Genomic DNA, 26,940 nt, shown 5'->3' on the forward strand with positions numbered 1-26,940 from the left:
GATTCATCCTGTTGAAAAGCTATATAAACCAATCCCATTCCAACTAGTGTAGGAGGTGCTGACCGTGGTCAGAGACCGGACGTTCGGCAACCGTGTGACGGATATTATACTGATTGTTGTCCTGATAGGCATTACGTTGTCATGCATCCTGCCGATCTGGTACACCCTCTCCCTTTCGCTTAGCTCCAACTCTGCCGCTGCGGCCGGTAAGGTCTGGCTATGGCCGGTCGATTTCAATCTCAACGCATATGCCCAGATTCTCAATGACCAGCAGTTCTTCCGGTCCTTCTGGACCTCGACCCAGCGAGTGCTGCTGGGGGTTATGCTCAATTTTATCATGGTTGTGCTCATGTCTTACCCGCTCTCGCGGACAGCGAAAGAGTTCAAGGGGCGCAATGTATTCATGTGGATTCTCATTTTCACGATGTTGTTCAACGGTGGACTGATCCCGCTGTATCTGACGGTCAAAGAGCTCAACATGCTGAACAGCATCTGGGCACTTGTCCTGGTCGGCGGCGCGCAGACACTCGTCTTCAACGTCATCCTCACGATGAACTTCTTCCGCAACCTGCCCAAGGAGCTGGATGAAGCTGCGCTTGTCGACGGCGCGGGACCATGGTACATCCTGTTCAAGATCTACATCCCGCTGGCCGTGCCGGTGCTGGCGACCGTCTCGTTGTTCAGTATCGTGTATCACTGGAATGAATTCTTGTACGGTCTGATCTTCATGTCCCGTGAGCAATTCTATCCACTCCAGACGTATATCCAGCAGCTTGTCGTCTCGGTCGATCCATCGACGATGTCCGAGGACCAATACCGTCGCTTGTCTGAGTTATCCAACCGGACACTCGATGCCGCCAAGATCTTCATCGCGATGCTGCCTGTCCTCATCGTCTATCCGTTCCTCCAGCGCTTCTTCATTCACGGGATTACGCTGGGTTCGGTTAAAGAGTAGCTCCGCCACCCAGGACAACAGCTTTCAGAGATCCGAGCCATTTTCTTTACATGAATATAAAAATATACGAAAACAGGCGCTGGGAGTACGTATCATCCCTCCCATCGCATGTGCTTTGTTTATCCTATGTACAGACAACCTCATTATCTTGGTTGTCTTTTTTTAATTCTACAAATATCCCCCTAATGGCTGACCTTCGTTTGGTTCACCGTGTGTTAATTGCTTCTCTTCGAGACCTGCTTCGATCGTTCTTCATAAAGATTTCAAACAGACGAAATTTCACGTAAAACACAATGTATCGTCATAAGTTCACAACATGAATTTGTTATTTTATAACGGTAAATAAGAACGCTACGGATTAGAAATTCAGAAACGAACATTAAGCCGACCCATCCGCTTTCGAGAAAATCAAGAATTTTGGTCCTCAGATCGTTCAATCACACCAGAAAGGAATTGTTTATAATGAAAACGTTCGATATCGTGAAAGAAAATTTGTTGTTTATTCTTGGACTTGGCGCATTAGCTCTAGTGAGGCCCATAATGAAGATGACGGGGATCATGGATCTGATCGGACAACAATTTGGCAGCATTCTGATGACGATTCTTATTTCCATAGCTTGGCTCGTTATCGTTTTAATTAAGAAACCCGCTTCTCCAGTGGTCATTCTTATTTTTGCCGGTATGAGTTATGCCTTATATGCCGTCATCCTTAGCGGCTTAGTCTCTCCGCTTCTTGATGGAAAATTACAAGGTCCATTAACTAATCCGTTTGCTCTTGTAAGTGTCTTTGCTATAAATGCCATTTGGGGATTCATCGTTGGATTCATTGCCAAAACACTACGCCGTTAACGTTTGAAATAACTGTTATCTCTTCCCGCCATCTCTCGAATCCTTGATAATGTAATTGTCATCGGCGCAGACGGCAGCAACTTCAGAGAAACGGAATATGTAACGGAAAACGGCCATCTCCGCCCCTATCGGACGGAAATGGCCGTTATGACTGTACCTTGACGCCCTTACCGTCAGCTCGCCTTCGCGAGTTTCGTGCTGCGAACCGATGCCACAGCGTATACAACGAGCGCTGTCCAGATGAGCGCGAAGCCGATAAGCAGAACCGGCGAGACCGATTCCTTGAACACGAATATGCTCAGTAACAGCATGATCGTCGGCCCGATGTATTGTACGAAGCCGAGCGTGGATAGCGCCATCCGGGCGGCCGCCCGCGCAAAGAAGAGCAGCGGCAGCGCCGTTACCACGCCGGATAGAAGCAGCTCGACGAACACCGGCGCAGGCAGCGTCCATGCCGTCGTCTTGCCCACGGCGGCCAAATAGATCCAGTAGCCGAGCGCGACGGGCAGGATTACAGCCGTCTCCGACAACAAGCCTACAGAAGCGTCCTGCACGATCTTCTTCTTCGCGAGGCCGTACAAGCCAAACGATACGGCCAACGAGATCGCGACCCACGGGAACCGCCCGTAGTCGATGGCGATGATGAGCACCGCGGCGCCAGCGATGGCAATCCCGAGCCATTGGCCGCGGTTAGGCTTTTCACGAAGGAAGACAACCGCTAACAGAACGTTCAGCAACGGATTCAAATAATAGCCGAGACTTGTCTCGACAACATGGCCGTTGTTGACCGCCCAGATGAAGATGAGCCAATTCGCAGCGATCAGCAGTCCGCTGGCGGCGAGCGACAGCAGGAGCGAGCGGCTAGTCGCAACCCGCTTCATGTCACCCCAGCGTCGCTGGACGGCGACGAGAATACCCATGAAGACGAACGACCAGACAACCCGATGCGACAGAATTTCGCCTGCCGGCACATTTTCAAACAACTTCCAATAAAGCGGGAGAACCCCCCACATGATATACGCGATAATAGCGTTAACCAACCCATTGTTCATTATGATTTCTCCTCTTCTAGCTCCGATGTCTTAACGGATTATACGCCTCGATCCTCGCTTAAGTAAAGCAAATAATTCGTGTCCGATAGCAGACAGTCACGCTCTTGTTCGATTCTCGTTGTATTTTGAGCTATCGTTTTCCGTTCGTTCGCAGACTCGATGAAGCAAGCAGCTGACACATTCTGCGCTGTTAGTCATTGATTATTTTTCCAAAATAGGTTATTTTATAGACAGCTTAGCGATAAGCAAGTTCCTACAACGAAGGGAGATGTGTTTTAATGGCGACTACTTATATGGTGGTTTGGTCTTAAAACTGAATAGCAGGCATACGCGATTAAAGCGGGACAACGCCCGTATTATTTGGTGTGCCATTCAAAGTAACCTTTCGTGAATATTGCTGTTTGCGAGATACGATGAATGTCGTATCTTTTTTGCGTCCTGATGCCGCGCGACAGCAGCTTCTTTAGAGGCTGCTTGTCCGTGGCATTTTTGCGTCCAAAAAACAACATTAAAGGAGCTAACAAAAAACTATGATGGATTTGAAAACTTATGGCTACACAGAAATAGAAGCAATTCAAGGCGGCTTATTGCCCGGCAGGGTGACGGAGCTTCGGCGCGAGCGCTTCAGGGTCATGACCGAGCGAGGCGAGGTAACGGCGGTGCTCAGGGGGGCGTTCTATCACAGTGCGGAAACGCGAGTAGACTTTCCTTGCGTCGGTGATTTTGTTTTGCTGCACTACAACGAAAGCGGAGATTCTCTCATCGACAGGGTACTGCCCCGCCGCTCCAAGTTCTCACGCGCGGATTACTCAGGGCATGCCGCAGGCTATGCCAAAACCGTGCGGGAACAGGTCGTTGCAACCAACTTTGACTATGTATTTATCCTTTCTTCTCTGAATTGGGATTTCAATGTTACCCGTATCATTCGGTATCTGACACAAGCCAGGCAGAGTGGCGGCCAGCCGGTCATCATTCTGACCAAGGCTGATCTCGCCCCAGATTATAATCTCCTGCTCGCAGAAGTCACACAAAGCATCCCCGATGTGCCGGTTCACGCGATCTGCAGTCATACAGGCCTGGGGATGAACGAACTCGATCCCTACTTGATGCCTGGTAAAACGGTCGTCTTTCTCGGCATGTCCGGGGTTGGTAAATCGTCTTTGCTCAATGCGTTGATAGAACAGGACGTAATGAAGGTTCAGGCAATCCGGGAGGTCGACAGCCGGGGGCGGCATACGACAACGCACCGTCAGCTGTTCATGCTGCCCTCCGGTACGATGGTTATTGATACGCCGGGTATGCGTGAGCTTGGGATTTTTGATGCCGACGAAGGCATACGCGCAAGCTTTACCGATGTGGAGGCATGGTTCCCGCAGTGCCGATTTACGGATTGCCGCCATCAGGCCGAGCCGGGCTGTGCCGTTCTTGCCGCGCTTGCCGACGGTTCATTGCCGCGTGAACGGTGGGAGCATTATGTGGCCCAGAAGCATGAGAACAAGTATGTCCAGGATAAAACCAGCTACCTCATCGACAAGAGGGCTCGAAACAAAACGAACGCCATGTGGAGCAAGCAAACGAAAAAAAACGGAGGATGGAAGATATGAATATTCAATTCGAAACGCTGATCTATGCCTTGAGCCGACAGTTCAAGAAGGATATCATCTCGGCCGACTGCCAAACCAAGCCGTTACAGGGCGGAACTGTGGGAAATGTGTACCTGGTAACGGGGATCGCCGATACCGCGGATGGCGAACAATTGCCGTATCGTATCGTGCTCAAAATCCAGCAGAAATGGGAGCGTAACGGCGATCCTGGTTCATGGCGCCGGGAATATGATCTTTATGCGTCTGACTTGGGAGCGACGTTCTCGGATGCCTTCCGCTGGCCGACATGTTATCACGCCGAGATCAATGCCGAGGAAAATGAATTCCAGCTGTGGCTGGAATATATCGATGGCGTAACCGGTTTAGATTTGACCGGTGACATGTATGAACAGGCTGCGCTGGAGTTAGGACGCTATCAAGGCAAGCTGTATGCGGAGCAGCCCGCTGTGCTGCAGAGCCTGACCAACCTGAGCCATGCGGATCTCATGAAGAATACGTATCTCCATTACCGGTCTTGGCCGGTCGTCTACGATTATATACGCTCGGAGAACTGCGATTTCCCGCAGCACGTGCGGCAAATGCTCATCGACATCGATGAGCATGCAGACGAGATTCTCGACCGCATCGAAAAATTGCCTCTCGTGCTATGCCACCGGGACTTCTGGGTGACCAACCTGATCTATGCCGACGGGAAAATCGCACTCATTGACTGGGATACATCCGGATGGGGCTACCTGGGCGAGGACCTCGCAAGCCTGATTGCGGATGAAGCGGATATCGATCACATGGTCGAAAACTACCAGCGTTGTGTCCCCGCGTATTACAAAGGCTTTTCGGAATATGCGGATGTACCCCCTATCGCCGAACATTGCATCTACGAGCTGATCCTTCTCGGCTTCGGATACAGGCTTGTGGAGTGGTATCTCCACACAGAGGACGATGACGAAAAGACGAAGCATTTCCATACGCTCCAAAAAATCCATGACATGAAGACCACCCCAGTACTGCGTTGACTCTAAAAAAAGAACTCCGAAAACCCTTGAATATAGTGGGTTTTCGGAGTTTCTTTCATTTACTCCCATTCGATCGTCCCCGGAAGCTAGCTCGTGATAACATCTCATATTGCTATATCATACACGTTTTAAAAAGGTCCGGTTATTTTCACCTTGATTTTATTGGATTCAACCGTTACCCCGTTCAATGTAATTCGAATCGACAACTCGGCTTGCCCCGGATGCTTGGCGATAATCTTTCCTTTCGGGTCGATCTCCGCCTTTTCCGGACGGCTGCTCAAATACTCAATGACTGCGCCGGATAACTCCTTAGTCGTTCTTTCTTTATCAAGGAATACTTCGTAGGAATAACCGACTTCATCTCCCGGACGAAGCTGGAGCGATTCAGCCTCAAGCTGTACTTTGTCTAGCTGCACGACCAGATTCGGATCGCTATACTTCATCAGCTCGCTGCCGTATTTGAAATATAAGTTGCCAAAATCGTCCTGGGCCAGTTTTTCCGCATTGCTCTCCAACAAGATGGACAGCGATTTGCTTGCAGCGTCAATCTTAAACATTTTGCTTGTGTACGTATGGTCAGCAACATATCCCGTAAAAATGGTACCGTATACATTCCCGTCGGTTCCCACGGTTAAGCGAGGATTGCTGTGTGCATAATCTGCTGCAGGAAACATATCTTCGCTGTAAATAATCTCTTGGCGCTCCGGATCATAGATAAACAGAGACCCTAGCGCCATTCCCCAAATGTTACCGTCCGGGCCCCATATCAAAGAGGTTACTGCTTTTTTGCCCGCAACAGGTACCTGTTCCAGCTCTACTCGGCCGGATGCTGTATCGTAAATGGCAAGCTTCCCCTCTCCGCCTGTCATCGCGCCGGTGGCCATAAACAGCTTTCCATTTTTGTAAAGCAACGAATTGATCGAATGCCCGGATATAATGTCACGTTTCACATCAAACGTTCCGGTAACGGGATTATAGACGGTAAGAGCCCCGCCTGTTTTGCCTGCGATTGGATAAGAACCGATATATAACAGGTTTTCTTCCTCGACCCCGAGCATGGCAACGGGCCGGTCTTGCTCTGAACCCAGCTGATCAAGCCGCAGCGGATTATTCGGCTCTGATGGGTCCGTTCGGTTCCATGGCTTGGCTGGATCGTATTCAAAGATAGTCGCTCTAGGATAAACGCCGAGATACATTTTCCCGTTCAAGGAACCGAATCCTTCGACTTGGCCGATTTGAGGATAATGCTTGGTCTCGTTACGGGTTGGGGAGTAAATTCCCATACCCCCGCCTGAAATGAAGCCAGAGGACAGTATCTGCCCATCTGTGCTCTTCCCGATATTAAACAATTCCACGAACTGTGCCGGAAACGGAAGCTCCGGCGTTTCAATCAAACCGGTTTCCAGATTGTAATAAAATGCTCTTCCGCTATTTCCGGCCAATCCGACTAATGTCCAGCCCGGATAATTTGTCTGGTCCAGCTGTACGTAACCAAAAGCTACGCCTGCTCCTTTGACGTCGACACCCAGCGAGCCGTAATCTCCCGTTCTCACGTCGTATGAATAGAGAGACCATTGCTGCACGCCACCTGGAAGGGTTTCGTAATAGGTGTAGAATACCTCCTCGCCGTCAGGCGATAACGGTGAAAATCCTCGTGCATTATAGGCAGTATTATTGTTAACGATCCAGCTAGCTGTATCGGGATCATACACGAACATAACCGGTCCGGGATCCACGCGCACGAACAATTTACCTCCTGCATACTGGAGATCGTAAACCGAAGTCTTGCCGATAAATTCAGGATGATGAAGCACAATCGACGTGCCGCTAGCAAGATCGTATTGATAAAGCTTAGCGACGTCTGCTCCCCCCACATAGATCATTTGACGATCGGAATCGTAAGCAAGGCTGCGGATATGAGCCTCTTTCGATGAAGTCTTGAAGGATTTAAGGATTCGAGTCTGGTCGGTAACGGGATCATATTCAAACAGCGATTGGGAATATCCTGTTCCTCCATACACTTTGCCATCTTCCCCGGCTACAAGCGTCCAGATGACGGTATCGGTAGGAACAGGTTTCCCGATGGCACGCAGCTTATCCTCTGCCGGATCATATTGAAACAACGTCCCGTTCGGCGTACTTCCGATGTATACCTTACCGTCGGAGGCTGTCACAATCGCCCAAGCTGCCGAAACGTTGCTCCCGTCAAGCGCAACAAGTGGATGAGTGGATTTCACTTCTTTCGAAGCAACATCCATCACGATGAATTGTGCCGGATCACCCTGTGCGACCGTAAACAAAGCATCCTGACCATTCCTATCTTTACCGAATGCAGCCGTCATTAAGGTTAAACTTGAAGATTGCGGTCCTAAATTCGTTAAGTACGGGGAGGAAGCCTGCGACTCCAATGAGACGCTGTCAACGAAATACCTGCCGGTTAGGTCACCATTAAAACCAAAGGCTACCCTGACCTCCGTTGCATTTTTAGGGGCAGAAGCAGCCACTCTTAAATTCTGCCATTTGCCCGATGTTTCACCGACCAGGCCGCTCACGACGGAGACAAGCTTTCCGCCTGCATCATAAAATCTGAGGTCTGCTTTGCCGCCTTGGCCTTCATCCGATAGCACGCTTGCTGTCATGATGACATTGCCGAATGGTTGGGCGGTATATGCATCGCTCACAACTCCGGAGCCTGCGGCGGGCGACAGGCGTTCCACCTGAAGACTTCGTTCCCCTTCTGCGTACACGGACTCACTTACAGTTATGACAGCTGTGTCTTCATCGGGCTGCCAGCCCGGCAAGCGTCCATCTTCTTCGGAATCCTCGAAGCCGCCGTTGATCAAAACGTTGGTCAATTCTTCGTCTGCTGCATACGTGATCGACTTTGCCCACCCGATACTTGCGAACATCATGATGACTGTTAGGGCTCCGGCAAGCCGACTCCTCCACTTGCTTCTCACTAAACTCTCCCCTTTGCGAATAAATTTTTTCAACAGATAGTAAACGCTTTCAATACGCTCTCATCTTATCATATCCCTTCATTCGTATACAAGTAAAATACATGTAAATATAATTCTTTCCGATAAACAAATAAGCCGTGGCATCGGGATATGTGTTAAACAGCGTTGCAATATTGGTCATGTATCCAAGTCCGAGTAGCACAAATTCATGTGGATTAGCCTTGATCATCTCATACATAAAGGCAGGCGCTTCCGATTTTTCATAGAAGCCGTGTTCCCAGTTTGCCAATGCCGCCGCGCCGTCCGGGGTCGGATATACAGGGACAGGCTGTAAAGTTGTATCCAATGCCGAGCTTCGTAAACCACCTTCCGTCCGTCCCTCCGGGGAGCAGCATCTGCACCGGAACGGCCTCCTTATCCACTCTTTCGGCACATCGGACAGCAAACCGAACATCCCCAGTCGGGATTTGAGGCGCGTGGGTCATGGTGCGGCACTAGGGCACGGCATGCCGTCTCCGTCCTCAGACGGAGACAAAAACCATTCTGCCGTCCCTCACTTCTTCTCAGAGCAATAAGTTATCGTTGTATTAACGCCTGTTGATATACCGTTACACAGTCAAAGAATTCTCTTTGTATTTAAACACGCAGCAGCAAAAACATAGTTCGAAAACTGAAAGGGGCAAGCATGATGAAGCTGATCTATCAATTAGAGCATGTGAATAAAACATACAAAAAAGGAAAGGTTGTCGCCAATCAAAACATAAGCTTCGACGTTCAACAAGGGGAAATTCTCGGTTTGCTCGGTCCGAATGGAGCGGGCAAATCCACGCTAATCAAGCAGATGGTAGGCCACCTTGCTCCCACCTCAGGTACGGTACGCTATAAAGGAACCAGCGTGCAGACACAAACAAAGCGAGTTGCCCAGGAGGTCGCCTACTACTCGCAAGAGCCTCACGCCCTGACCAGTTTAAAAACCTGGGAAGCCTTGTATTTTACAGGAAGATTGCGTGGGTTGACGACGGAATCCGCCTTAAAGCAAACAGAGGAATTGTTGGAACGCTTTGGTATGCAAGACCTCCGTCATAAGCTGTTGAAGAACGTTTCCGGCGGACAAAAGCGTTTAATCGGGATCGGAACTTGCTTGATCGGCTTTTCCCCCGTCATGATCCTGGATGAACCGACCAATGAACTAGATCCTAAAAAGAGAAGGCTCGTATGGGATCTGATTCAGGAACGCAATCGTCAAGGAGTAACCGTGATCTTGGTAACACACAACGTGCTGGAGGCCGAACAGGTCGTGGATAGAGTTGCTGTCGTAAATCACGGCAAGCTATTGGCCATCGATCATGTCAGTGTTTTAAAACAAAGGGTAGACCAGCGGATGAAGCTGGAAATTACGACTTCCTTTGGCGAAAGCGATTATGTTTGCCGAAGCTTAAGCGCTCTAGGGCAGTGGACCAAAACGGGAGAAAACCGAATCCGGACACTGATCGAGAAGCAAAACGCCAGCTACGCGATCGACTGCCTGACTGGGCAGCAATTACCGATTGAAGAATACTCGTTGGTCCCTCCGAATCTTGAAGATGTCTATTTTCATATTGATGATGATCAGGATAAGCCTGCCAAAGAGGAGGTGGTCTAAACATGGAAAAGATAAAACCATCCATGCAAAGCCATGACATGCAGCTGCAAGAAACCGTCTTTCTCCAAGGGCACGAACAGCAGAGCATAATCCAGCGCAGAATCACGGAATGGCTGATCTTAGCCCGCATTCAATTTACGATCATCCGCGAAGCATGGGTTTGGATTTTCATCATGGCATGCATGTTTCCGTTAACGACGCTGTTGTTTCTCAAATTCTTTACGGTCGACCCAACGCCGGCTGTCATGACACGTATTATTACGGGGAATATGCTTTTCGGCTTAATCGTCATGGGACTCAATTCCATGGCTCAAGAGATATCTTGGCAGAAGCATCAAGGCCATTTCACGTACTATTCGTCTCTGCCGATTGCCAAGGTAAACTTCATCTTCGCCAATTTGCTGCGTGGATTGATCATGAGCGTACCGTCTTTTATTATCCTGGCCATGATTGGTCAACTTGCTTATGGCATTCAATTCCACTACAGCTGGGGACTTGTCCCTGTATTGCTGCTCACCGTTTTTAGCGTGGTTGGCGCGGGTGTACTGATCGGCTTCTGGTCACCTAGCCATCAATTGACCAACATGCTGGTCCAGGCGCTGATGATGTTCATCTCGTTTTTGACGCCTGTCATGGTGGATATGGATCAATTGCCTATGATCTTGCAATGGCTCTCTTATATCTTCCCAACCACTTACGCCGCTGAGGCCATGCGGGAGGTATTGATATCTGGCTGGTCCGGCTCTGTTGCCTGGAACACGCTTGTTCTCTTGTTTTTCTCGCTGCTCTCCATCGTATTGATCTTGAAAAAGGTTGATTGGCGTGTTGAGTAGTAAAGAAAAGTTCTCCTTGTTTACGGTCGTTGACTAGCAACCTCGACGAAAATAGATAATCACGAGCATAACAAAGTCGTCTTTACAGGCGACTCTGGACACCAACTTGTACCTGTCAAAGCAAAAAAGCCGCTAAAATAGCGGCTTTTAATGGGAGCATGTCGTTGTCTCTCTGCCCGAAATTTCATAAACGTGGGCAATGTAAGTTCCAAATGGTTTCTGTTATTTAAACGCGATCTTAACAGCTAATCACCGTGTCTTCATTCCAAAATTCTTTTACTTCGTCTAATATTTCAGAAGCAGGCGTTATGGTGGCCTCGAAAATCGTTCTACCTGTTTTCCTTAAAAAATATTGGATTAGATAATATCCGCACGCGTATCCAGCACTATATGGCATGTTGACCGGTTTAAAGTTTTGTAGTTTGGCGATCTCGTCACCGTAAAGATACGGAGCAATATTATCAAAACCCGTTAAATGCAATTGCTCTTTAAGCACAGGCTTTATGCGCCTGTTCAGTGTTTCTGCATCTGTTTTCGTTACCCAAGGACCGAGCAATTCTTCTCCAAACATGAACGTAGCGTAATTTTCGGCTAATCCTTCACTTACAATGAGCTCACCCAAATGAACGGTGTGATCCCACTGAATAAATTGATATCGCACATTATGGTTGCATTCGTGCGCGAGCGCAGCCTTCATTCGAGGAATCGTGTACGCATTTGGCAAGATTGTACCCCAGATATACCCGGGAATGCCCCCAAAACCGCTATAACCTTCGTTAATGGTTAAGGCACGGCTTTCCGGATTCCCTAGTTGAATAGTAAATAAATATTCAGAAACAGGGAGGTTTATTTCATGTTCCATAAATAGTTGGAGGCTTTTCCTTACTGCGTGCTCACACTCTAACCAAAAAGAATCTGACGAAATCAAATCTACCTCATGTGAAATCTGCGCGGTAATCTGATCAGGAGATCGATGCATTATGCTATTAAACGTAATAACGTCAAAACCGTTAGCCTCTTCCGCTCTAAAAGGGATCTGTTGAATATGCCATTGTTTCATAAAGGGAGCCATCATTTCGTTTCTGAATAATTCAACTTTTTCCTCGGGCGAAGCTTGGGCAACTTTTTGATAAATATGGTCTGAACGCAATGTTCTTATGTTCATTTCTATCACTCCTAGTTATGTATTCATAGAGAGACTTATGCACGGGCTACGATCGATTTCTAACCGTAATACATAAACATCATATTTGAATAGAAGACAACGAGGATATGCCGATTATAGATATATTCATTTATTACCTCTTCCTGCCCGTTTCTTCATTTGAAAAAGGGAGCAGCTGCTGGCGCAATCTGCTCCCTTTCATTCAACTCGATCCAGTTCATTTTTGGTAATGCAATCGATCTACGCCATAATGGGATCTAATTATTTTATCCCGCCCGTAAAATCCCTAATTTTGTCCGAGATTTCTTTTGGATGAGAACGATATAAATAATGTCCCGCGTCCAATAAAACCATTTCTCCATGTACAGATTCCTCTAATTGCTTCTCATGCTCGGGGATCCATCGGTCCGTCACAGGGTGATTCGCTTGAACAAAGAAAAGAATAGGTAAATCGGGAGGAAAATCCAGCTGTTCTGCTGCTTTAAAGTTGGAATACATGCTCACTGCCTCATTTAATTGCGTGTTGTTATACATGTTTTTGCGTATCATAATGTTCAATTGTTCTTTGGTTTGTTGATCATACGGCAGTCCTTCATAAGGGTCAGCGCTTAGTTTCAATTGTAACCGGGCGAAGCCCAAGTTGCGGAACCATTTAACCGGTTCTGTGTCTGACGAATCAATCTTCTGTTCGCTCAGAGACGGAACGCTGCTATCCAGCCCGATAAACGCACGCACTTCATCTGGATATTGGTTCACGTAATCCAGACTATAGAGCCCCGAAATGGAATGAGCCATGAGGATATAACGATTGATCTGGAGACTTTGTAACGCTTCGTGAATTTCACTTACGATATTTGCTGTACTGCGCTCCTTCTGGGTTCGATCGCTCAAACCGTAACCAAAAGGTTCAATCACGACGACTTTATAATAAGGGATTAACTCTGATATGAGCGGCTTAAAATCAAGTGCAGGTGCCGCTGTTCCATAACCGGGAAGAATCACAATGGTTTCTTCACCTTGACCTTGAATGAAAACATTCATCTGTTTTCCATCTACAGCTATACGCTGACCGTATGGCTCCATTCTTTTTTGTTCTGCATGACTGCTGATTTTATTTACGGTATACACGGTGGCGATAAAAAGCAGGATGGCTATAACTACTGCGACGATTATTTTAAGCAAAATATGTAGTACTCTCTTTGTTTTTGTACTATTCCTTACTTCCTTTCCTGCTGGTTGTGTCAAACTCTTCAGCTCCTTCTTGTCTAACTGTACACTGGCCATGGGGTCCACTAATACAAGTCTAGCCAACCAAGATGTCCTCTCAATGAATGCAATATGAACGGAGCATGAACAAAGTTTATTGGTAATCGACACCCGCTTTTGTCCTCGGCTAGGGACTAGATCTTGTACGGACAAAACAAAAAAAGCCGCTAAAATAGCGACTTTTATAGGTATTTCGGAAGCACAATAAATAGCAAGTGAGCACTTTGCTGTAATCCGTAAACAGTGAGCTGATTAAGAGGTGAAAAGATGCAATTGAGAGCAGTTATAACCTACCTTAAGTAAATAATTTATAGCAGATGCTTCCGACCCATACGGCGATTAATACCCATATCAAAATGAATAACGCACCGGTCACCCAGTTTTTCGGTTTTCCCTGCTCCCTGATCTCCTCCGCTTTAGCTCTACATTCTTCAATAACCGATTGTGGAATCATTTTAAGGGCGATCGTAATTCCTAAAGGCACGATAATCAAATCATCAAGATAACCTAAAACGGGTATGAAATCCGGTATCAAATCGATCGGACTGAAAGCATAGGCAACCACTAAAACCGCAAACAACTTTGCGTACCAAGGTACTCTTGGATCTTTATAGGCCAGGAACAAAACAAAAACATTTCGTTTAATTTCTCTTGCCTTATTCTTTGCTTTTGTTAGAACCTTCGCTTCTCTCATAAAGACCTCCAAAATCATTTGCTATGTCCCTGGCGCAGCTCGTTAACGGAACAAATGGTGTTCTTTAGTTCAGAATACGGCAGCTGGATCGGCTGCCGTTTCTTGGCTATCATTCCCTTATCTTTCGTCAGATTGTCAGTGAATTTTGGCTTCATTTAAAAAGTTGGCACCCGCCCACTCCCCCTCAAACTTAAACAACTCATACACAGCCTCGCGGTCCTTAGGCGGTTCATCTATCCAAGAACTCAATTGGTCTAGACCATAACCCGCTTTTAAAATCCCAATTTCAATGACCGCCTTTTCTCTTAACCCAGCACTTTCCTAATTATATCACCAAAATCATGTGGCTATAAAAGTAAGTTAAGATGCTCCATCGGCTCCTTAAAAAGGTTTTAAGACCATAAGCACCAATATGGCAATCATCATCAGCTGTGCTGCCGTCTCGATGGGGACGATCTTTTTGATCAGCAGTCCGAACTCGGCGGGTATTTCATTACTCTGGTCTTGATTTTCAGATATGAGCTTGATGATCTTTTTCAAACGGGGCTCGATCCATCCGTCGATTAGGACGATCATGAGGAGCGATAAAAGGATGGACACATTCAACCACATTTGGGATATCCCCATCTTGGTTATGATCATAAGCCAAACCCCGGTTACAATAAGTAGAATGCCGCCCATTTTAGGTATGATGGCAAGTTTGGTCGTTATACCAAAAGTAAAGTGCAGCTGGCCGACGGTTCTAGCGGATCTTCGAATGAAGGGCATTACGAAAGCGGGGCCAATGATGGCGATCGAAGCCAATATATGAAAAACAAGCAGTAATCCAAACAAACCCATACTCCCTCTTCTCCTCAGCGCACCGAAATCTTGCTTTGATAGGCTAGCCCGACCCTTTTCCTTTTAAATGCTCCTCCGAGCTCAAGATGGTTGAGCATACACATTACAACATCGTCATAAGCAACATTGAGTTCTTGAAATCGGCTGAACAAATGACCGGCAATTTCTGCCTCGGAAAATTCCTTGATCATCTCCGACATCGGAACGGGCAAGGTTTCCGCTGTTACATGTAGCTGAACCGGATCTGGATGCTCTCTTGAATCCATCATGGTTCCCGGACACATCATGGACCAATCGAGCCCAGTCCGTTGCAGCCTTTCGAAATTCAGGTTGTGATTTTTATACTCGGGCGGGAAGCCGGGTAAATGGTTGCCGATCAGATCGGTATATGGAATATCCAGCAAACCGGCTCCTCCCATGACCCATACCCGCCCAGAGAAACTAGGCTCCAATTCACATCGGCTTATGATGTTATCGACGATACGAACAAACTCTTCTCCCTGTCCCGCATGTCCGGCCGCAATAATAGCAGCGTCTTGATGCGCAAGCGCCTCGCTGACGCTTACTGGGTTCAACATATCGTCCACGATCACCTTCACATGCTTTGCGGAATGTTCACCTAGTTGATCATATAGCTTCTCAGAATTCCGCACAAACGCGGTCATTTTGTGCCCCATTTTTATTCCTTGTGCCAACACTCTTTTCCCCGTATTTCCCGTTGCTCCAAAAACAATAATGTTCATTGTTCTTTCCTCCTCTTTAACGGCTCCAATATTTGGTTGACTCAAGCTTAGCATCGCTTCAAAAAGATGTTAAGAACCCACTTTAAAGTAGGGTACTTACTTAAAAGTAAGCTTCACAGAAAGAGAACCCATATTGTGCGCGGAGGTCGGGACGATAGGAAAAACCTTGTGGCAGATTGTGCGGCTGTAGACGAAAAAAAGCTGCCCGGAATTCCGTGGCAGCTTGTGTTATGGGTTGATTGAATTAGATTCGATTTCTTTAAATCAGCTTTATGACGCTGACTCTTCATACTTCCGCTTATTATGATTTTCTCCCCAAGCACACATGACTTCTGCTACAGGAATCAATGTTCTGCCATATTCACTAAGGGAATATTCAACTTTTGGAGGGATAGCAGGGTAGACCGTTCGGTCGACTATGCCTTCGCGTTCCAAATCTCGGAGATGTTGGGAAAGCATTTTTTGTGAAACATCAGGTATAAGCTTTTCCAGATCGTTGAATCGCTTTGTGGATTCAATCAAATGCCATAAAATCAAAGGCTTCCATTTGCCGCTTAAAACATGCAGGAGTGTTTCGACTGGACATTCGCGCTGATGAATCATGGATCAATCATCCCCTTACTTTTGAGTACGTGTATTACCGATATTAATGTAACAAAATTTTACAATAGGGATACCATCAAGTCAATCATCGAAACTAAAAAGGGTTTTGGGGAAGCACCTGTTATCTTATTCGTCTACTGACTGCTCCACCTATCAAGCAGTCAGTGCAATAAAACAATGAGCCCTCAGTTCGATCATTGAACTGAGGGACTTTTCCTCTTATGCAATTTTCACCTCTAGTCCTGTTCTTTTTTCACCTGTACGACAGGCAGCATCATGCCGTCATCCATGCCCATCAACGTCACGCTGGATGATTCGGGTATCTCATCGTGCTGCGTAATATCTACCGGGGTATCAAATATCGGTTCCGCATAAGCAAGATGCGTCCGGCCGCGGGCCAAAATCTGGCGGTAATTCCCGCTTTCGCCTTCATAACCGTCATGGTCCCACGGAACGAACGACCGAGCGTTACAATAATGGCACACATAGGAGCGGCGATAACGGTCCTTCGTTCGGTTCCGATATGAACGGTGGAACAAATGGGAATCAAAGAACAGCACATCTCCAGGCTTCATTCGCACTGGAATGGGGGCCGGATAATTGGACACCACTTTGGATAACGTGTTGACCTCATCGTCAAGGTGACTGACATTCTCCACGGAATGGAGATCGGTGAATGCTTCTTTAGCATGAACACTGCCGCCGTTATCCCCTGGCGGTGGGTAAATCGGTTCGTGATTGGAACCGGGAACGACCCACAAACACCCATTCTCTTCATCGGCATCCTCCAGGGCAATCCAGGCTCCGATTAGTGTGTCGGGATGGGTCTTGATGTAATATGCATCCTGATGCCAACCTTGCCCCCCTTTTCCCGGCGGGTTAAAGAACATCATCGATTGCAGAGCATAGACATCGGGCCCGATAAGCGCCTCAAGCACATCCAAAATCCGGGGATGAAGCATCAGCTGCTCCCCTTCCGGATGGACGCGGGAGATCATATGGACCCTCGTTTTCTCGGCAAACTCCGATTTGAGAGGATCCTTATCTTCCGTAGATGCCTCTTGACGTTTCCCCTCATGTTCAATCCGCAGTCTCTCTGCCCACGCTGCATAATGCTCTATTTCTTTCGGATCCAACAGTCCTTCAACAATAAGGAAACCATCTCTGTGATAGTGCTTGTATTGCTCTACCGTTACATAATAACGGCCTTCTCTTAGTTTGGCCTTAGGTACATAAGTCTGCCCCATGCTGATCCCTCCACATGAATTGATTACCTTAAGTGTGAAGGATTTCAAAAGCGTTCTCAATGGAGAGGACACGGAAAACGGTGGACTGATTTGATATCCGTTATCATGTCCGTTCCTGATTCAGAGCGACAAAATGCCGGTTCAAGGGATAAGCGGACTCCTCCTCTTCAGTCATGGCCAAATGACGAAATAACGGATCCGCAAAACGATCGCGGAATTCCACGGCAGTGACACCACGTGTCCGTTTGAACATGCGGGAGAAATAGTGCTCATCGGCAAACCCGACATCGTAAGCGATTTGTTTGATCGTTCGCTCCGCTTGGATTAATAGCTGTTCCGCTCTCCGTAGACGGCGTTCCAGCAAAGCCTTCTGGGGAGGGATCCCAATCCAGCGGACAAACATTCGGGTAAAGTGCTCATGAGTCCAGCCGGAACTGCCCGCAATCTCTTCAATGGTAATTTGGTGATGAAGATGTTGTTCCATATAATCCAATGCCTTGATAATCGGGGCAGGCAGGTTCATGGAAGAGCGCGAATCGTCTTCATCGATCGCCTGCCATTCCTCCAGAACGCTCAATAGCAAAATGGCTCCTCTTCTCTGCCAGCCGCGGGGTTTTACATGCACAATTTTGAGCATTTGTTTCAATAGGGAGGGAACAAGACTTCCCCCGGCAATCACCGACCAGTCCTGGCATTCCCCTCGGCTATCGTCCTGTCTGCAGAAGGTTTCCCGGAATGCTGTATATTCGAAGTGGACATATAAATGCCTGGTGGGAACGAGCGGATCAAACCGGTACCTATGCGGCTCTCCGGGACAGGTGAAAACAATGCCGGGCCGATCCAGCAGAAATTCGCCCCGGTCGTTTTCGTAAACGGTTCGGGACCCCGTCGGAAAGAATACCAATTCGAAATCATCAATCGTTCGCACCCCCAGAACGGATCCCTTGTTAACAGTGATATCCCCCATGACATGAAGTGCGGGCAGCGTTAGCGACAACGTATAACCTCCCATTCCTTCCGTTTGTTCTAAATAATATGACGCAGGGCACAAGTTATAAGTTCCATTTAAAACGGTTTCAATTATATGCTACACCACTTAACTCGTAAGAAGGAAATAACTGCCGAAAAAAATGGTATTAGTCTAATCGGTAAAAAGGAACTCCTTATCGGCGATCGGGACGAGAACTTGTAACGATAAAAAAAGCCGCTAATATAGCGACTTACAATGGGTGTTCTTATCCCTCGACACCTACAATTATTTTGTTTCAAACAATAGAAGGCTCTACTGCTTCGTGTTTTGTTGATCTTGATAACTAAACAAGAAAATCATCGGGCTCGGTAATCTCATGTTCCAATAACGAGTGCCATATTGGTTTAAGTCTCCAAACTACATACTCTTCATCAATATCAAGTTCTTGTAAGCCTCCTATGCTATTAATATCTCCTCTTTCTAAAATTATATTTTCAGGTAAGCTAAAAATGAAGGTAGCAATTGTCTGATCTTGATAGATGATATTAGTAGTTACTTTCTTTGCGCTTAAATCTACTTTCGTAAATACAGCTTTTAAATTCAGCGGTACGAATTCTGTATATCCTAATGTACTAGTCATCTTAAATCCTCCTCCCTTCATCTTACCATGCCTTGTATTGGAAAGTGACGAACCATGCCTCTACTCAAAAAGACTAGAAAAAAATCATGAACTCAAGGGGTGTCAGATTCCCCGCAATCACTTAGTCAGGCAAATTTCCAGACCGCGTCCCTACGGGTACACCTTCCCGTTAATGGTCCATAGAAAATGAATCTGACCATTGTAAAATCCCATTTCGTTGCCGAGAATCATATGGACGATCTTTTTGCCAGTATAACGACGGGACTCAAGAAGGGACAAAAAGCGAAAGGAACTAGCATTGGCCAGCTCCCTTATATACGTCTAACAAATAAAGCCGACTATCATTCGAATCTCAAAGTCACCTATATCCCACTTTTACTTTGTTTTATCCGTAATCTTTTTTATGGCCTTGCTTTGGTCAAATGATTCTTGATAGATATCAGCGTAAGTTTTTGAATCTTTGATAAGATCGTCGCAGAAAGCCGCTACGTCACTGCCCGTTACTTCGAGCACGCCTTTTCCCGCGGCCGCGCCCTCTTCAAAAAGATCGATAATCCCCGAGAGCAAACCCGTCCCGTCGGTTAGTTCGACAGGGCCGACCTTAAAGAGATATTTTTGAATCTCTTTATAAACAATCTGATAATCTTTCGGGAGTGCTTTGACACGCGCCACATGCGCTCGCCACTCTTTTTTGCCTTCGATGATATCTTGTATTCTCATGTTATCCTCCTATTTACCTAATTTTTTAGCGATATTATTGTTGAGCTGCTCGCGCCACTTGTCACGAAAAGACTTTGCTCCTTCTTCGCCGGCCAGCGCTGAACAGAAACCCTTGATATCGTTACCCAAAACCTCTTGGACATTCTGACCTTCCGCCGCCGATTCTTCGAGCAAGCCAAGCACGCCGTCAAGAATTGGCATGAGGTTGCGACCGGTGAAATCGGAGTGCGGCCAAAGATTGGCATTAATATCTTTCCATGCAGCTTGATAATCAGCCGGCAGCTTCTTGGCCCGTGATTCAAAAGTTTTAAATTCTTTAGTCATGTCGCTGCCGGTGATTTTTTCCCAAAAATTCATGATTAATTCTCCTTTAACTAGTTAATTGTTGAGGATACGAACTCCCATGTTTCCCAGAACCTTTTCAGCTCCGCGCGCTCCACGTACAGCCTTCCCTCCACAACACGGAAGTTCAGTCGCCGCGTGATTTCGTAGCCGTAGGTTTCAATGCAGCATATAATTCCAAGGACACACCTTCAAGCATCCCTTTGAGCAATTCCGTTAGGTTTTCCAGCCAATTACCCCTGGCTATTCTGTACCACTGGTATGAAGTGTTACTTACTACTTCTATAAAGTAACACGTAGTAGTTGGTTTGTCAATTGCATTTCCTCTGACACGGATTTTACATGTTCAACAATCCTGGCCGTTGGTAGAACAAAGGCAGCCGATTTTATGAACGGCTGCCTTTTTGTCTTCTAATGAACTAGTTCTGCTAAAGGCATGGCGATAGTTCCTATATACTAACGTTCCTCTGGCTAATTTTCCATGGGATAAGAAAGTCCCTCCACTTTCTCTGTTCTGGGAACACGGCTATGAATCCACTTCGCTTGCTCAGTTGCATGCTGCCATTACTCAACTGATCTCAGGACCAGCCGGATCGGTTTATAAGGTAAGTTACAAGTTCATCGTCGAAGACGATGCCGAAACCCGGCGTGGCCGGAACATGAATCTCTCCGTTTTCGATTCGATAGCCTGATACATCCATTCCTTCAATCGTGATGTCGTCATATTCCACAAATTCGAAGTTTCGCACCGCGGCAGACAAATGTCCCGACGCGTAAATGCCATAAGCATTGCCGTAACAATGAGGCGCAGACCGCAAACCATGGGCATCCAACTTCTCGCCTAATTCCATCCAATGCGTGAAACCAGGCCAAATGATATCGTACTGCAGTACATCAACACGGCCGCGAGTCGCCCACTCAATAAGATGAGGTGAGGCAAGCCCTTCCCCATCCGCGATAAGCACATTCTGCCCACGTTGCCCGAGCCATTCCTTCAGGTCCTCGTACAAGGCTTCATCCTCATGAAACGCTTCTTCCAGCCAATACAGATTCACATCCGATAAAGCCGCCAAGACCTCTTTGGTTAAGTTCAAATTATAGGCATTATTCGCATCGATCATGATCTTGCCTGCGGGACCTGCCACTTCCGAGATCCCGCGCACGATTGCGATATCTCGTTTCGTCCCTTCCCAGAGCGGCATATGGCGTCCGCCTCGGCCAACCTTAATCTTAAAATGACGTTGGCCCTTCGCATAACCTTGCATCGCTTCTTCCTGCATCAGCGCGACCGCGGCCCTCTCATCGGCCAAATGCAAATCGTCGAAGTATAGAGAGGTATCATAGCAGGGGACAACCAATGAGGCTCCCGTTTCCAGGTGGGCACCGGACACTAAGTCATACACTGGTTTGCCTTGTCTCTGTCCTAACCAATCGAGCACAGGGTATTCCAATTGCAAACGATACGCTTCCCGCAGTCTGCCACGGTCATCGAATAAATCAAGCAAACGGCGGCCTATTACATCTTCGGCCCATTCCGGTGTCATATGAATCGAGCTACCGTAACCTGTTTGTCCATCGATCGTAATTCTGGCGATATCCACTGTGCAGCTTTTGCCATGAACGCCGATTCTACCATTGGCCCCCGCGCTTCTGGCTCGTTCACCCGTTAACTTGGCGAATTCGATTTTTTCCACTTTCCAGTCAGATTGTATACCGGTAATGTTCATACGATCCTCCTTAACCGATTCGAACGGTTTCTTGTCCGGATTTGATTCGTAAGTAGAATACCATATCATAGAATTATACTGTGAGTTGAACTATGTTATTCACACGAATAAGCCGCCACGAATGACGGCTTATCCTTTTAGCTATATGCGGTCCAATCAGGCCGATAAACCCCACGGCTCCGACCAGAGCGACCGATGATCCGGCAAGTCCCACGGCAATGAGAAGCAGCCATAGGCGTTGTCGCTGCACAGCCGCGCCCATGCCGGTTGCGATCCCTTCCCCAAGCGTGTGAATGTTCAAATGGCGAGCATTCAACCAAGCGATTCCGCCGCAGAGCACCGTCCACGGCATTAGCGTTAGCACCTGGTTCCAAGTAGCTTCATACCGCTGCCGGTTAGGCGGAATTTCATTCATTTCTAGAGAGAAGAACCCTCTGGCTGTCCGGCAGGCGATCGATGCACCAATTCACCGGATATCGATTGCGGATATTTCAACAGGTTGTAAATCGGACATACGCGTTCAACCGCTTTATGAAGATCGGCGATGGTTTCAGCGGATTCTTCGGATACGATGTAAATGTGATATTCGATATTATGCGGATAGATAGGAATATCCTCGTATCCCGGTTTGCCGGCAAGCGGGTGCAATTGACCCGTGACTTCGACTTCAAGGGATTCCAGCGATACGCCCCGTTCCGCTGCCTGAATCAATGTAATATGAGTCAGGCAGCTGCCTAGTACGCCAAGCTGAATTTCTGGTGATGATGGACCGAGGCTATATCCGGCATAATTCTCGGGACTGTCGCTGATGATTTGGAAGTCGCGTATGCGTATTTCACGAACGCCGCTGCGGCCTTTCGCCTGTACCTTGGCCGAATAAGTATTCGGCTTGGGGTCTTGCTCCGCTTGAGAACGCAGGGACTCCGCCGCCGCTTTCTTTTGCGCTAAATATTCATTTAATGTAGTCATCGTATCTCGCTCCTTTAAAATATCAATGATTTTAACGAAAAAAGACACAGCTAAGCAGCATCTCTGCTTAAAGCTGTGTCTCCGACGATTCGGTCAACACTCGTTGCTCGGTGATACTATTTCATTAACTCGATTGGATAATAGGCTAGGGTTCATTCCCAAATAATCGAAGAGCCCCTGTTCGATTTGTTGAATTCGTTCCACTCTTAAACTATAGGTCGATACCGTCTCCCCGACGACATGAACATTGAGCAGCCCCGCGCAGCGCAAATTGAAAATATGGTCATGCGTTATGCCTTTGGATATGCCGAGATGACGAACCACTTCGATAAAAGTGCGCGGTTCGCTGCGCAAAAAGTGCAGGATTCGCAAACGACTCTTCTCGCTCAGGCTGCGGAGCAGCCGGTATAAATGAAGCGACGGCCCATCCTCTTCCTCGGAATGCGGCTCGATCCTGGAGGCATATTGGCAGATGGTTAGGCTTCCGTACGAATAAAAGATATTGCCGGGCTGAAAATGGTAATGCGGAATCAGAACCAGCTTCTCCAGCCCGTTCACCGGCTCGAAACAAAACCCGTTCGTCAAGGCTGCCGCCTTCTCGTAAGCCTCAAATCCACCCCATCCCGTCTTCTCTTCCGCTTCGGCACGCAAAGCCGTGACGATCCCCGGGTCGATATGTTTAAAATAGACTTCTTTCCATTCAGACAGCATCCGATGCTGCCGGTCTCGTACCGCGCCGAAATCTTCGGGAAACGTCTGGACATACGGCGACAGCACGGCATAAAGTTCACCCAACGTGAGTTTATGCAGCCAGGATAGAAAATCTTCGACGCTATTCTTGTTCGGGGACACATAGGCCAGAAGATGAAGCAGCTTCCATTCCAAATCGATTCCCGTCTGTTCCAGTTGATCGGCGAATTCTGAAGACAAGGCTGCATGTACATTCTGAGTCCAGTCAGGACCAAGATCAATCCGTTTGTGCCAGCTTTTGCAAAGATACGTATGGAGGCTGTTGATCAGTTCGTTGACGGGACTGAACGATAATTCCAATTGATAGGACAACAAGTTGCACTCCTTCTTTGACCTGTTATGACTGACTGGATGCCGTTAATACAGCAACCGTCTCGTTCATATTGTACAACATTTGGCAGCGGACGACACAGCCCAAGGCATATCCTCAATGTGTTATAAAATGATCTGAAAATGGCGTGCCGCTTCAAACGAGATGACAAGCCACGTAATGATCGTCCCCCACGTTTCGGAGCTCGGGCACGACCTCCCTGCACTGCGCCAAGGCATATGGGCAGCGTGTATGGAACTTGCAGCCGGAAGGCGGATGGGCCGGACTTGGAATATCCCCTTTAAGTACGATTCTCTCCCGCTTCAGCCTCGGAACCGGAACAGGGATCGCCGATAGCAATGCTTGCGTATAAGGATGCAGCGGACGGCTGAACAGTTCGTCACGCGAAGCCATTTCCATCATGGAACCAAGATACATCACCCCGATGCGATTGCACAAATGCTCCACGACGCTTAGATCATGCGAAATGAACAAATAGGTTAATCCGCGGTTATGCTGAAGCCTTTGAAACAAATTGATGATCTGTGCCTGGATGGATACATCAAGCGCAGACACCGGCTCATCGGCGATAATAAAATCGGGATTCAGCACCAGAGCGCGGGCAATGCCGATCCGCTGCCGCTGGCCGCCCGAAAACTCGTGCGGAAACCGATTGTAGTGATAGGCAGATAAGCCGCAAGCCTCCAGCACATCCAATACCTGATTGCGAACCTCGTCTTTTTCGGCCAAACCGTGCTCTAGCAGCGCTTCGCCGATGGCGTCTCCGATGCGGATTCGCGGATTCAACGAGCTGTAGGGGTCCTGAAAGATAAGCTGCATTTTAGGTCTAAGTTTGCGCATCTCCGATTTGGGAAGCTCGTGAAACGGGATTCCTTTATAAAGGATGTCCCCGCTGGTTTTCTCATGAAGCCGAAGAATCGTGCGCCCGACCGTGCTTTTGCCGCTGCCGGATTCGCCGACCAGGCCGAATGTTTCTCCGGCCCGTATACTCAAGCTGATGTCATCAACCGCTTTGACATGACCGACGGTACGGTTAAGCAGCCCTGCGGTGATGGGAAAATATTTTTTTAAATGTCGTACTTCCAGCAATGCTTCACTCATGCCGCGCCTCCTCTTCATACAACCAACAGGCCGTCCTGTGACCAGGCTCCACTTCTCTTAATGACGGCTGCCGGGTTCGGCAGACGGGCATGCAGCTCTCACAGCGATCATGAAAATAGCAGGATTCCGTCAATTCAAGCGGATTGGGAACCTGACCAGGGATGGAGTATAACTGCTCCGAGCGCTGGCCGATGATCGGCTTCGATTTCAACAATCCCTTCGTGTACGGGTGTTTTGGATGGTCGAAGATCTCCTCGACGTCTCCTTCCTCGACGATTTTCCCCGCGTACATGACGATGACATAATCCGCCATCTCGGCCACTACGCCAAGATCATGCGTGATCAACAGCATTGACATATTGGATTGCTCCTTGCTTTCCCTAAGCGTTTCCAGCACCTGCGCCTGGATGGTAACGTCCAGTGCGGTCGTCGGTTCGTCGGCGATTAACAGCTTGGGGCCGCACGAGATCGCAATTGCAATCATAATCCGCTGCAGCATGCCTCCCGACAATTGATGGGGATAGGAAGCCGCGATTTGTTCCCCTCGGGAAATGCCGACCAGCTCGATCAATTCGAGCGCTCGGGCATAAGCTTGTTTTTTGTTCATTCGCCGATGTAGCATGAGCGGCTCCATGATTTGCTTGCCGATGGTAATGACCGGGTTCAGGGAGGACATCGGTTCTTGGAAAATGATCGAGATGTCGTTGCCCCGGATTCGGCGCATCTCTTCTTTGCTGATCTTCAGTAGATCTTTGTCCCCAAATTGGATCCTGCCGTTCACCACCTTCCCGTGCGGCCCTTCGACCAGTCCCATGATCGACATGGCCGTAATACTCTTGCCGCAGCCGGATTCGCCCACGACGCATACCGTTTCGCCTTCGCGGATACGGAAGCTGATATCATCCACCGCTTTGACCGTTCCGGTTCCGGATTCGAAATAAGTGCTTAAGTGATTGATCTCGATTAATGAATTCATCATCCGTTCACCTGCTTGTATTCTGTTTAGGATCAAGTACGTCTCGCAATCCGTCGCCGAAAATGTTAATGGCAATGACCGTCAAAAAAATGGCCAAGCCTGGTGGAATCCACAGCCAGGGCCGTTTCTCAAAATCGATGACATTGTTGGCCGCATCGATCATATTTCCCCAAGTTGGCGTTGGAGGCATGACCCCCAGCCCGAAGAAGCTAAGGACCGATTCCGACAGTATAGCTCCACCGATGCTAAGCGTGGCGATGACAATCAGAAGCGGGAAGACATTAGGCAGCAAATGGCGAAACAGCTTCCGTTTATCGCTGAGACCAAGCACGTCGGCTGCCAGCATATACTCTCGTTCCCGCAAAGTCAGCATTTGGCTGCGGACGAGCCGAGCTACGCCGGGCCATCCGATGATGCTGAGCATGAGCATGACCAGATACAGCCGATAGTCGGTCGGAACCTTCCAATCCGACATCAGCGCACCCATGATAAAGAGAATTGGAAGACCCGGAATCGTGAAGAGCAAATCGGCTGTTCGCATGATCAACTGATCGACTACTCCACGATAATAACCCGAGATGACGCCGAGAACCGTCCCGATCGTCATAGACAGCGCCATGGATGCAAGACCGACCGTGAGCGATATTCGGCCTGCTTGCAAGAGTCGGGTCAGCACGTCGCGGCCGAGCAGGTCCGTTCCGAGCCAATGCTTGCCGCTTGGGGGCTTGTGCATCATGGCAGGATTGATTTTGCCATCCGCATACGGCGAGAACAACGGACCGATAAAGCATGCGACAAACATCAACACGATAAAGGCGAAGCCGGCTACGGCCAGCTTATTTTTCCAAAGTTGCCGAGTGGATTGCTTCCACAGGGAGTCTGGAACATCCATTCTTCGGGCGGCTTTTCCGGCTTGACTTGCCGTCGTTGGAATCGACAAGGTAATCC

At 48.1% G+C, this 26,940-nt stretch carries 28 protein-coding genes and 1 pseudogene; 6 read left to right on the top strand and 23 right to left on the bottom strand.

Features of this window, described 5'->3' with window-relative positions:
- Window positions 1-64 precede the first annotated feature (64 nt).
- Both MHI43_RS17065 and MHI43_RS17070 read left to right on the top strand, forming a co-directional pair.
- The gene (locus MHI43_RS17065) at window positions 65-955 is read left to right on the top strand and encodes a carbohydrate ABC transporter permease (RefSeq protein WP_015735575.1); all 891 of its coding nucleotides are present in this window, start codon (window positions 65-67) and stop codon (window positions 953-955) included.
- Between the two features lie 480 nt (window positions 956-1,435).
- Window positions 1,436-1,804, top strand: coding sequence for a hypothetical protein (locus tag MHI43_RS17070; protein WP_341283139.1), 369 nt, complete (start codon window positions 1,436-1,438; stop codon window positions 1,802-1,804).
- 173 nt (window positions 1,805-1,977) lie between these two features.
- On the opposite strand, the gene rarD is transcribed toward MHI43_RS17070, so the two are convergent.
- The gene (gene rarD / locus MHI43_RS17075; RefSeq protein WP_036660621.1) at window positions 1,978-2,856 is read right to left on the bottom strand and encodes an EamA family transporter RarD; all 879 of its coding nucleotides are present in this window, start codon (window positions 2,854-2,856) and stop codon (window positions 1,978-1,980) included.
- Window positions 2,857-3,386: 530 nt separating this feature from the next.
- On the opposite strand from rarD, the gene rsgA reads away from it, so the two are divergent.
- Window positions 3,387-4,460 (top strand): ribosome small subunit-dependent GTPase A, encoded by a 1,074-nt coding sequence (gene rsgA / locus MHI43_RS17080; RefSeq protein ID WP_051425301.1) that lies wholly within the window; start codon window positions 3,387-3,389, stop codon window positions 4,458-4,460.
- A complete protein-coding gene (locus MHI43_RS17085; RefSeq protein ID WP_036660622.1) occupies window positions 4,457-5,473 on the top strand; it encodes a phosphotransferase in 1,017 nt (338 codons plus the stop codon). Before rsgA ends, MHI43_RS17085 begins: the two co-directional genes overlap by 4 nt.
- Before the next feature lie 128 nt (window positions 5,474-5,601).
- On the opposite strand, the gene MHI43_RS17090 is transcribed toward MHI43_RS17085, so the two are convergent.
- Window positions 5,602-8,385: a hypothetical protein gene (locus MHI43_RS17090; RefSeq protein WP_341283140.1), complete on the bottom strand. Its 2,784-nt coding sequence runs from the start codon at window positions 8,383-8,385 to the stop codon at window positions 5,602-5,604.
- A 97-nt stretch (window positions 8,386-8,482) separates the two neighbouring features.
- Window positions 8,483-8,779 carry a hypothetical protein gene (locus MHI43_RS17095; RefSeq protein WP_036660624.1) on the bottom strand — a complete coding sequence of 99 codons (297 nt, stop codon included), beginning with the start codon at window positions 8,777-8,779 and terminating at the stop codon, window positions 8,483-8,485.
- A 342-nt stretch (window positions 8,780-9,121) separates the two neighbouring features.
- Here MHI43_RS17095 and MHI43_RS17100 point away from each other — a divergent pair, with 342 nt between their 5' ends.
- Together MHI43_RS17100 and MHI43_RS17105 are read left to right on the top strand one after the other, a co-directional pair.
- Entirely contained in the window at window positions 9,122-10,075 is a 954-nt protein-coding gene (locus MHI43_RS17100; protein ID WP_036660625.1) for an ABC transporter ATP-binding protein, read from the top strand.
- A gap of 2 nt (window positions 10,076-10,077) precedes the next feature.
- Entirely contained in the window at window positions 10,078-10,908 is an 831-nt protein-coding gene (locus tag MHI43_RS17105) for an ABC transporter permease (RefSeq protein WP_036660627.1), read from the top strand.
- Between the two features lie 238 nt (window positions 10,909-11,146).
- Here MHI43_RS17105 and MHI43_RS17110 read toward each other — a convergent pair whose 3' ends face one another.
- From MHI43_RS17110 to opp4C, 20 genes and pseudogenes are all read right to left on the bottom strand, one after another.
- The gene (locus tag MHI43_RS17110) at window positions 11,147-12,073 is read right to left on the bottom strand and encodes a DUF2268 domain-containing protein (protein WP_036660629.1); all 927 of its coding nucleotides are present in this window, start codon (window positions 12,071-12,073) and stop codon (window positions 11,147-11,149) included.
- Between the two features lie 261 nt (window positions 12,074-12,334).
- Window positions 12,335-13,357 carry an alpha/beta hydrolase gene (locus tag MHI43_RS17115; protein WP_081746273.1) on the bottom strand — a complete coding sequence of 341 codons (1,023 nt, stop codon included), beginning with the start codon at window positions 13,355-13,357 and terminating at the stop codon, window positions 12,335-12,337.
- A gap of 277 nt (window positions 13,358-13,634) precedes the next feature.
- The gene (locus tag MHI43_RS17120) at window positions 13,635-14,033 is read right to left on the bottom strand and encodes a YkvA family protein (protein ID WP_036660631.1); all 399 of its coding nucleotides are present in this window, start codon (window positions 14,031-14,033) and stop codon (window positions 13,635-13,637) included.
- A gap of 14 nt (window positions 14,034-14,047) precedes the next feature.
- Window positions 14,048-14,188: a hypothetical protein gene (locus MHI43_RS17125; protein ID WP_340966937.1), complete on the bottom strand. Its 141-nt coding sequence runs from the start codon at window positions 14,186-14,188 to the stop codon at window positions 14,048-14,050.
- A gap of 226 nt (window positions 14,189-14,414) precedes the next feature.
- Window positions 14,415-14,873 carry a DUF2269 family protein gene (locus tag MHI43_RS17130; protein ID WP_015735586.1) on the bottom strand — a complete coding sequence of 153 codons (459 nt, stop codon included), beginning with the start codon at window positions 14,871-14,873 and terminating at the stop codon, window positions 14,415-14,417.
- A 14-nt stretch (window positions 14,874-14,887) separates the two neighbouring features.
- On the bottom strand, window positions 14,888-15,616 hold the full coding sequence (locus tag MHI43_RS17135; protein WP_036660632.1) for an NAD(P)H-binding protein: 729 nt from the start codon (window positions 15,614-15,616) through the stop codon (window positions 14,888-14,890).
- Between the two features lie 270 nt (window positions 15,617-15,886).
- Entirely contained in the window at window positions 15,887-16,219 is a 333-nt protein-coding gene (locus tag MHI43_RS17140) for a helix-turn-helix domain-containing protein (RefSeq protein WP_015735588.1), read from the bottom strand.
- Between the two features lie 236 nt (window positions 16,220-16,455).
- Entirely contained in the window at window positions 16,456-17,466 is a 1,011-nt protein-coding gene (locus MHI43_RS17145) for a phytanoyl-CoA dioxygenase family protein (RefSeq protein WP_015735589.1), read from the bottom strand.
- Window positions 17,467-17,569: 103 nt separating this feature from the next.
- On the bottom strand, window positions 17,570-18,463 hold the full coding sequence (locus MHI43_RS17150; protein ID WP_015735590.1) for an AraC family transcriptional regulator: 894 nt from the start codon (window positions 18,461-18,463) through the stop codon (window positions 17,570-17,572).
- A gap of 316 nt (window positions 18,464-18,779) precedes the next feature.
- Window positions 18,780-19,076 (bottom strand): hypothetical protein, encoded by a 297-nt coding sequence (locus tag MHI43_RS17155; protein ID WP_036660634.1) that lies wholly within the window; start codon window positions 19,074-19,076, stop codon window positions 18,780-18,782.
- Between the two features lie 375 nt (window positions 19,077-19,451).
- On the bottom strand, window positions 19,452-19,796 hold the full coding sequence (locus MHI43_RS17160) for a DUF1048 domain-containing protein (RefSeq protein ID WP_036660636.1): 345 nt from the start codon (window positions 19,794-19,796) through the stop codon (window positions 19,452-19,454).
- 9 nt (window positions 19,797-19,805) lie between these two features.
- Window positions 19,806-20,153, bottom strand: coding sequence for a DUF1048 domain-containing protein (locus MHI43_RS17165; protein WP_036660638.1), 348 nt, complete (start codon window positions 20,151-20,153; stop codon window positions 19,806-19,808).
- Between the two features lie 17 nt (window positions 20,154-20,170).
- A pseudogene (locus MHI43_RS17170) lies at window positions 20,171-20,367 on the bottom strand (hypothetical protein).
- A gap of 349 nt (window positions 20,368-20,716) precedes the next feature.
- Window positions 20,717-21,865 (bottom strand): enolase C-terminal domain-like protein, encoded by a 1,149-nt coding sequence (locus tag MHI43_RS17175; protein ID WP_015735594.1) that lies wholly within the window; start codon window positions 21,863-21,865, stop codon window positions 20,717-20,719.
- A gap of 73 nt (window positions 21,866-21,938) precedes the next feature.
- On the bottom strand, window positions 21,939-22,280 hold the full coding sequence (locus MHI43_RS17180) for an iron chelate uptake ABC transporter family permease subunit (RefSeq protein ID WP_036660640.1): 342 nt from the start codon (window positions 22,278-22,280) through the stop codon (window positions 21,939-21,941).
- 2 nt (window positions 22,281-22,282) lie between these two features.
- Window positions 22,283-22,834, bottom strand: coding sequence for an OsmC family protein (locus MHI43_RS17185; RefSeq protein WP_036660642.1), 552 nt, complete (start codon window positions 22,832-22,834; stop codon window positions 22,283-22,285).
- A 93-nt stretch (window positions 22,835-22,927) separates the two neighbouring features.
- Window positions 22,928-23,896, bottom strand: a complete 969-nt coding sequence (locus tag MHI43_RS17190) for a winged helix-turn-helix domain-containing protein (RefSeq protein ID WP_036660643.1) — start codon at window positions 23,894-23,896, stop codon at window positions 22,928-22,930.
- A 154-nt stretch (window positions 23,897-24,050) separates the two neighbouring features.
- Complete coding sequence (locus tag MHI43_RS17195) at window positions 24,051-25,016, bottom strand: ABC transporter ATP-binding protein (RefSeq protein WP_036660645.1); 966 nt, start codon at window positions 25,014-25,016, stop codon at window positions 24,051-24,053.
- The gene (locus MHI43_RS17200) at window positions 25,009-25,992 is read right to left on the bottom strand and encodes an ABC transporter ATP-binding protein (protein WP_036660646.1); all 984 of its coding nucleotides are present in this window, start codon (window positions 25,990-25,992) and stop codon (window positions 25,009-25,011) included. The genes MHI43_RS17195 and MHI43_RS17200 overlap by 8 nt, the downstream gene beginning before the upstream one ends.
- Window positions 25,993-25,999: 7 nt before the next feature.
- Window positions 26,000-26,884 carry an oligopeptide ABC transporter permease gene (opp4C, locus tag MHI43_RS17205; RefSeq protein ID WP_235201683.1) on the bottom strand — a complete coding sequence of 295 codons (885 nt, stop codon included), beginning with the start codon at window positions 26,882-26,884 and terminating at the stop codon, window positions 26,000-26,002.
- Window positions 26,885-26,940 lie beyond the last annotated feature (56 nt).

Source organism: Paenibacillus sp. FSL H8-0457 (genome assembly GCF_038051935.1).
GTDB classification, from domain to species: Bacteria; Bacillota; Bacilli; order Paenibacillales; family Paenibacillaceae; genus Paenibacillus_AQ; species Paenibacillus_AQ lautus_A.

What these genes read in the sequence shown, in the direction of transcription:
- MHI43_RS17105 (WP_036660627.1), top strand. Translation starts at nt 10,078, where the DNA reads ATGGAAAAGATAAAACCATCCATGCAAAGCCATGACATGCAGCTGCAA.
- MHI43_RS17155 (WP_036660634.1), bottom strand. Translation starts at nt 19,076, where the DNA reads ATGACTAGTACATTAGGATATACAGAATTCGTACCGCTGAATTTAAAA.
- MHI43_RS17200 (WP_036660646.1), bottom strand. Translation starts at nt 25,992, where the DNA reads ATGAATTCATTAATCGAGATCAATCACTTAAGCACTTATTTCGAATCC.
- MHI43_RS17110 (WP_036660629.1), bottom strand. Translation starts at nt 12,073, where the DNA reads ATGAACATAAGAACATTGCGTTCAGACCATATTTATCAAAAAGTTGCC.
- MHI43_RS17090 (WP_341283140.1), bottom strand. Translation starts at nt 8,385, where the DNA reads ATGATGTTCGCAAGTATCGGGTGGGCAAAGTCGATCACGTATGCAGCA.
- MHI43_RS17130 (WP_015735586.1), bottom strand. Translation starts at nt 14,873, where the DNA reads ATGGGTTTGTTTGGATTACTGCTTGTTTTTCATATATTGGCTTCGATC.
- MHI43_RS17165 (WP_036660638.1), bottom strand. Translation starts at nt 20,153, where the DNA reads ATGAATTTTTGGGAAAAAATCACCGGCAGCGACATGACTAAAGAATTT.
- MHI43_RS17125 (WP_340966937.1), bottom strand. Translation starts at nt 14,188, where the DNA reads ATGAAGCCAAAATTCACTGACAATCTGACGAAAGATAAGGGAATGATA.
- MHI43_RS17195 (WP_036660645.1), bottom strand. Translation starts at nt 25,016, where the DNA reads ATGAGTGAAGCATTGCTGGAAGTACGACATTTAAAAAAATATTTTCCC.
- MHI43_RS17085 (WP_036660622.1), top strand. Translation starts at nt 4,457, where the DNA reads ATGAATATTCAATTCGAAACGCTGATCTATGCCTTGAGCCGACAGTTC.
- MHI43_RS17140 (WP_015735588.1), bottom strand. Translation starts at nt 16,219, where the DNA reads ATGATTCATCAGCGCGAATGTCCAGTCGAAACACTCCTGCATGTTTTA.
- MHI43_RS17180 (WP_036660640.1), bottom strand. Translation starts at nt 22,280, where the DNA reads ATGAATGAAATTCCGCCTAACCGGCAGCGGTATGAAGCTACTTGGAAC.
- MHI43_RS17135 (WP_036660632.1), bottom strand. Translation starts at nt 15,616, where the DNA reads ATGAACATTATTGTTTTTGGAGCAACGGGAAATACGGGGAAAAGAGTG.
- MHI43_RS17175 (WP_015735594.1), bottom strand. Translation starts at nt 21,865, where the DNA reads ATGAACATTACCGGTATACAATCTGACTGGAAAGTGGAAAAAATCGAA.
- rsgA (WP_051425301.1), top strand. Translation starts at nt 3,387, where the DNA reads ATGATGGATTTGAAAACTTATGGCTACACAGAAATAGAAGCAATTCAA.
- rarD (WP_036660621.1), bottom strand. Translation starts at nt 2,856, where the DNA reads ATGAACAATGGGTTGGTTAACGCTATTATCGCGTATATCATGTGGGGG.
- MHI43_RS17115 (WP_081746273.1), bottom strand. Translation starts at nt 13,357, where the DNA reads ATGGCCAGTGTACAGTTAGACAAGAAGGAGCTGAAGAGTTTGACACAA.
- opp4C (WP_235201683.1), bottom strand. Translation starts at nt 26,884, where the DNA reads ATGGATGTTCCAGACTCCCTGTGGAAGCAATCCACTCGGCAACTTTGG.
- MHI43_RS17100 (WP_036660625.1), top strand. Translation starts at nt 9,122, where the DNA reads ATGAAGCTGATCTATCAATTAGAGCATGTGAATAAAACATACAAAAAA.
- MHI43_RS17120 (WP_036660631.1), bottom strand. Translation starts at nt 14,033, where the DNA reads ATGAGAGAAGCGAAGGTTCTAACAAAAGCAAAGAATAAGGCAAGAGAA.
- MHI43_RS17160 (WP_036660636.1), bottom strand. Translation starts at nt 19,796, where the DNA reads ATGAGAATACAAGATATCATCGAAGGCAAAAAAGAGTGGCGAGCGCAT.
- MHI43_RS17185 (WP_036660642.1), bottom strand. Translation starts at nt 22,834, where the DNA reads ATGACTACATTAAATGAATATTTAGCGCAAAAGAAAGCGGCGGCGGAG.
- MHI43_RS17145 (WP_015735589.1), bottom strand. Translation starts at nt 17,466, where the DNA reads ATGGGGCAGACTTATGTACCTAAGGCCAAACTAAGAGAAGGCCGTTAT.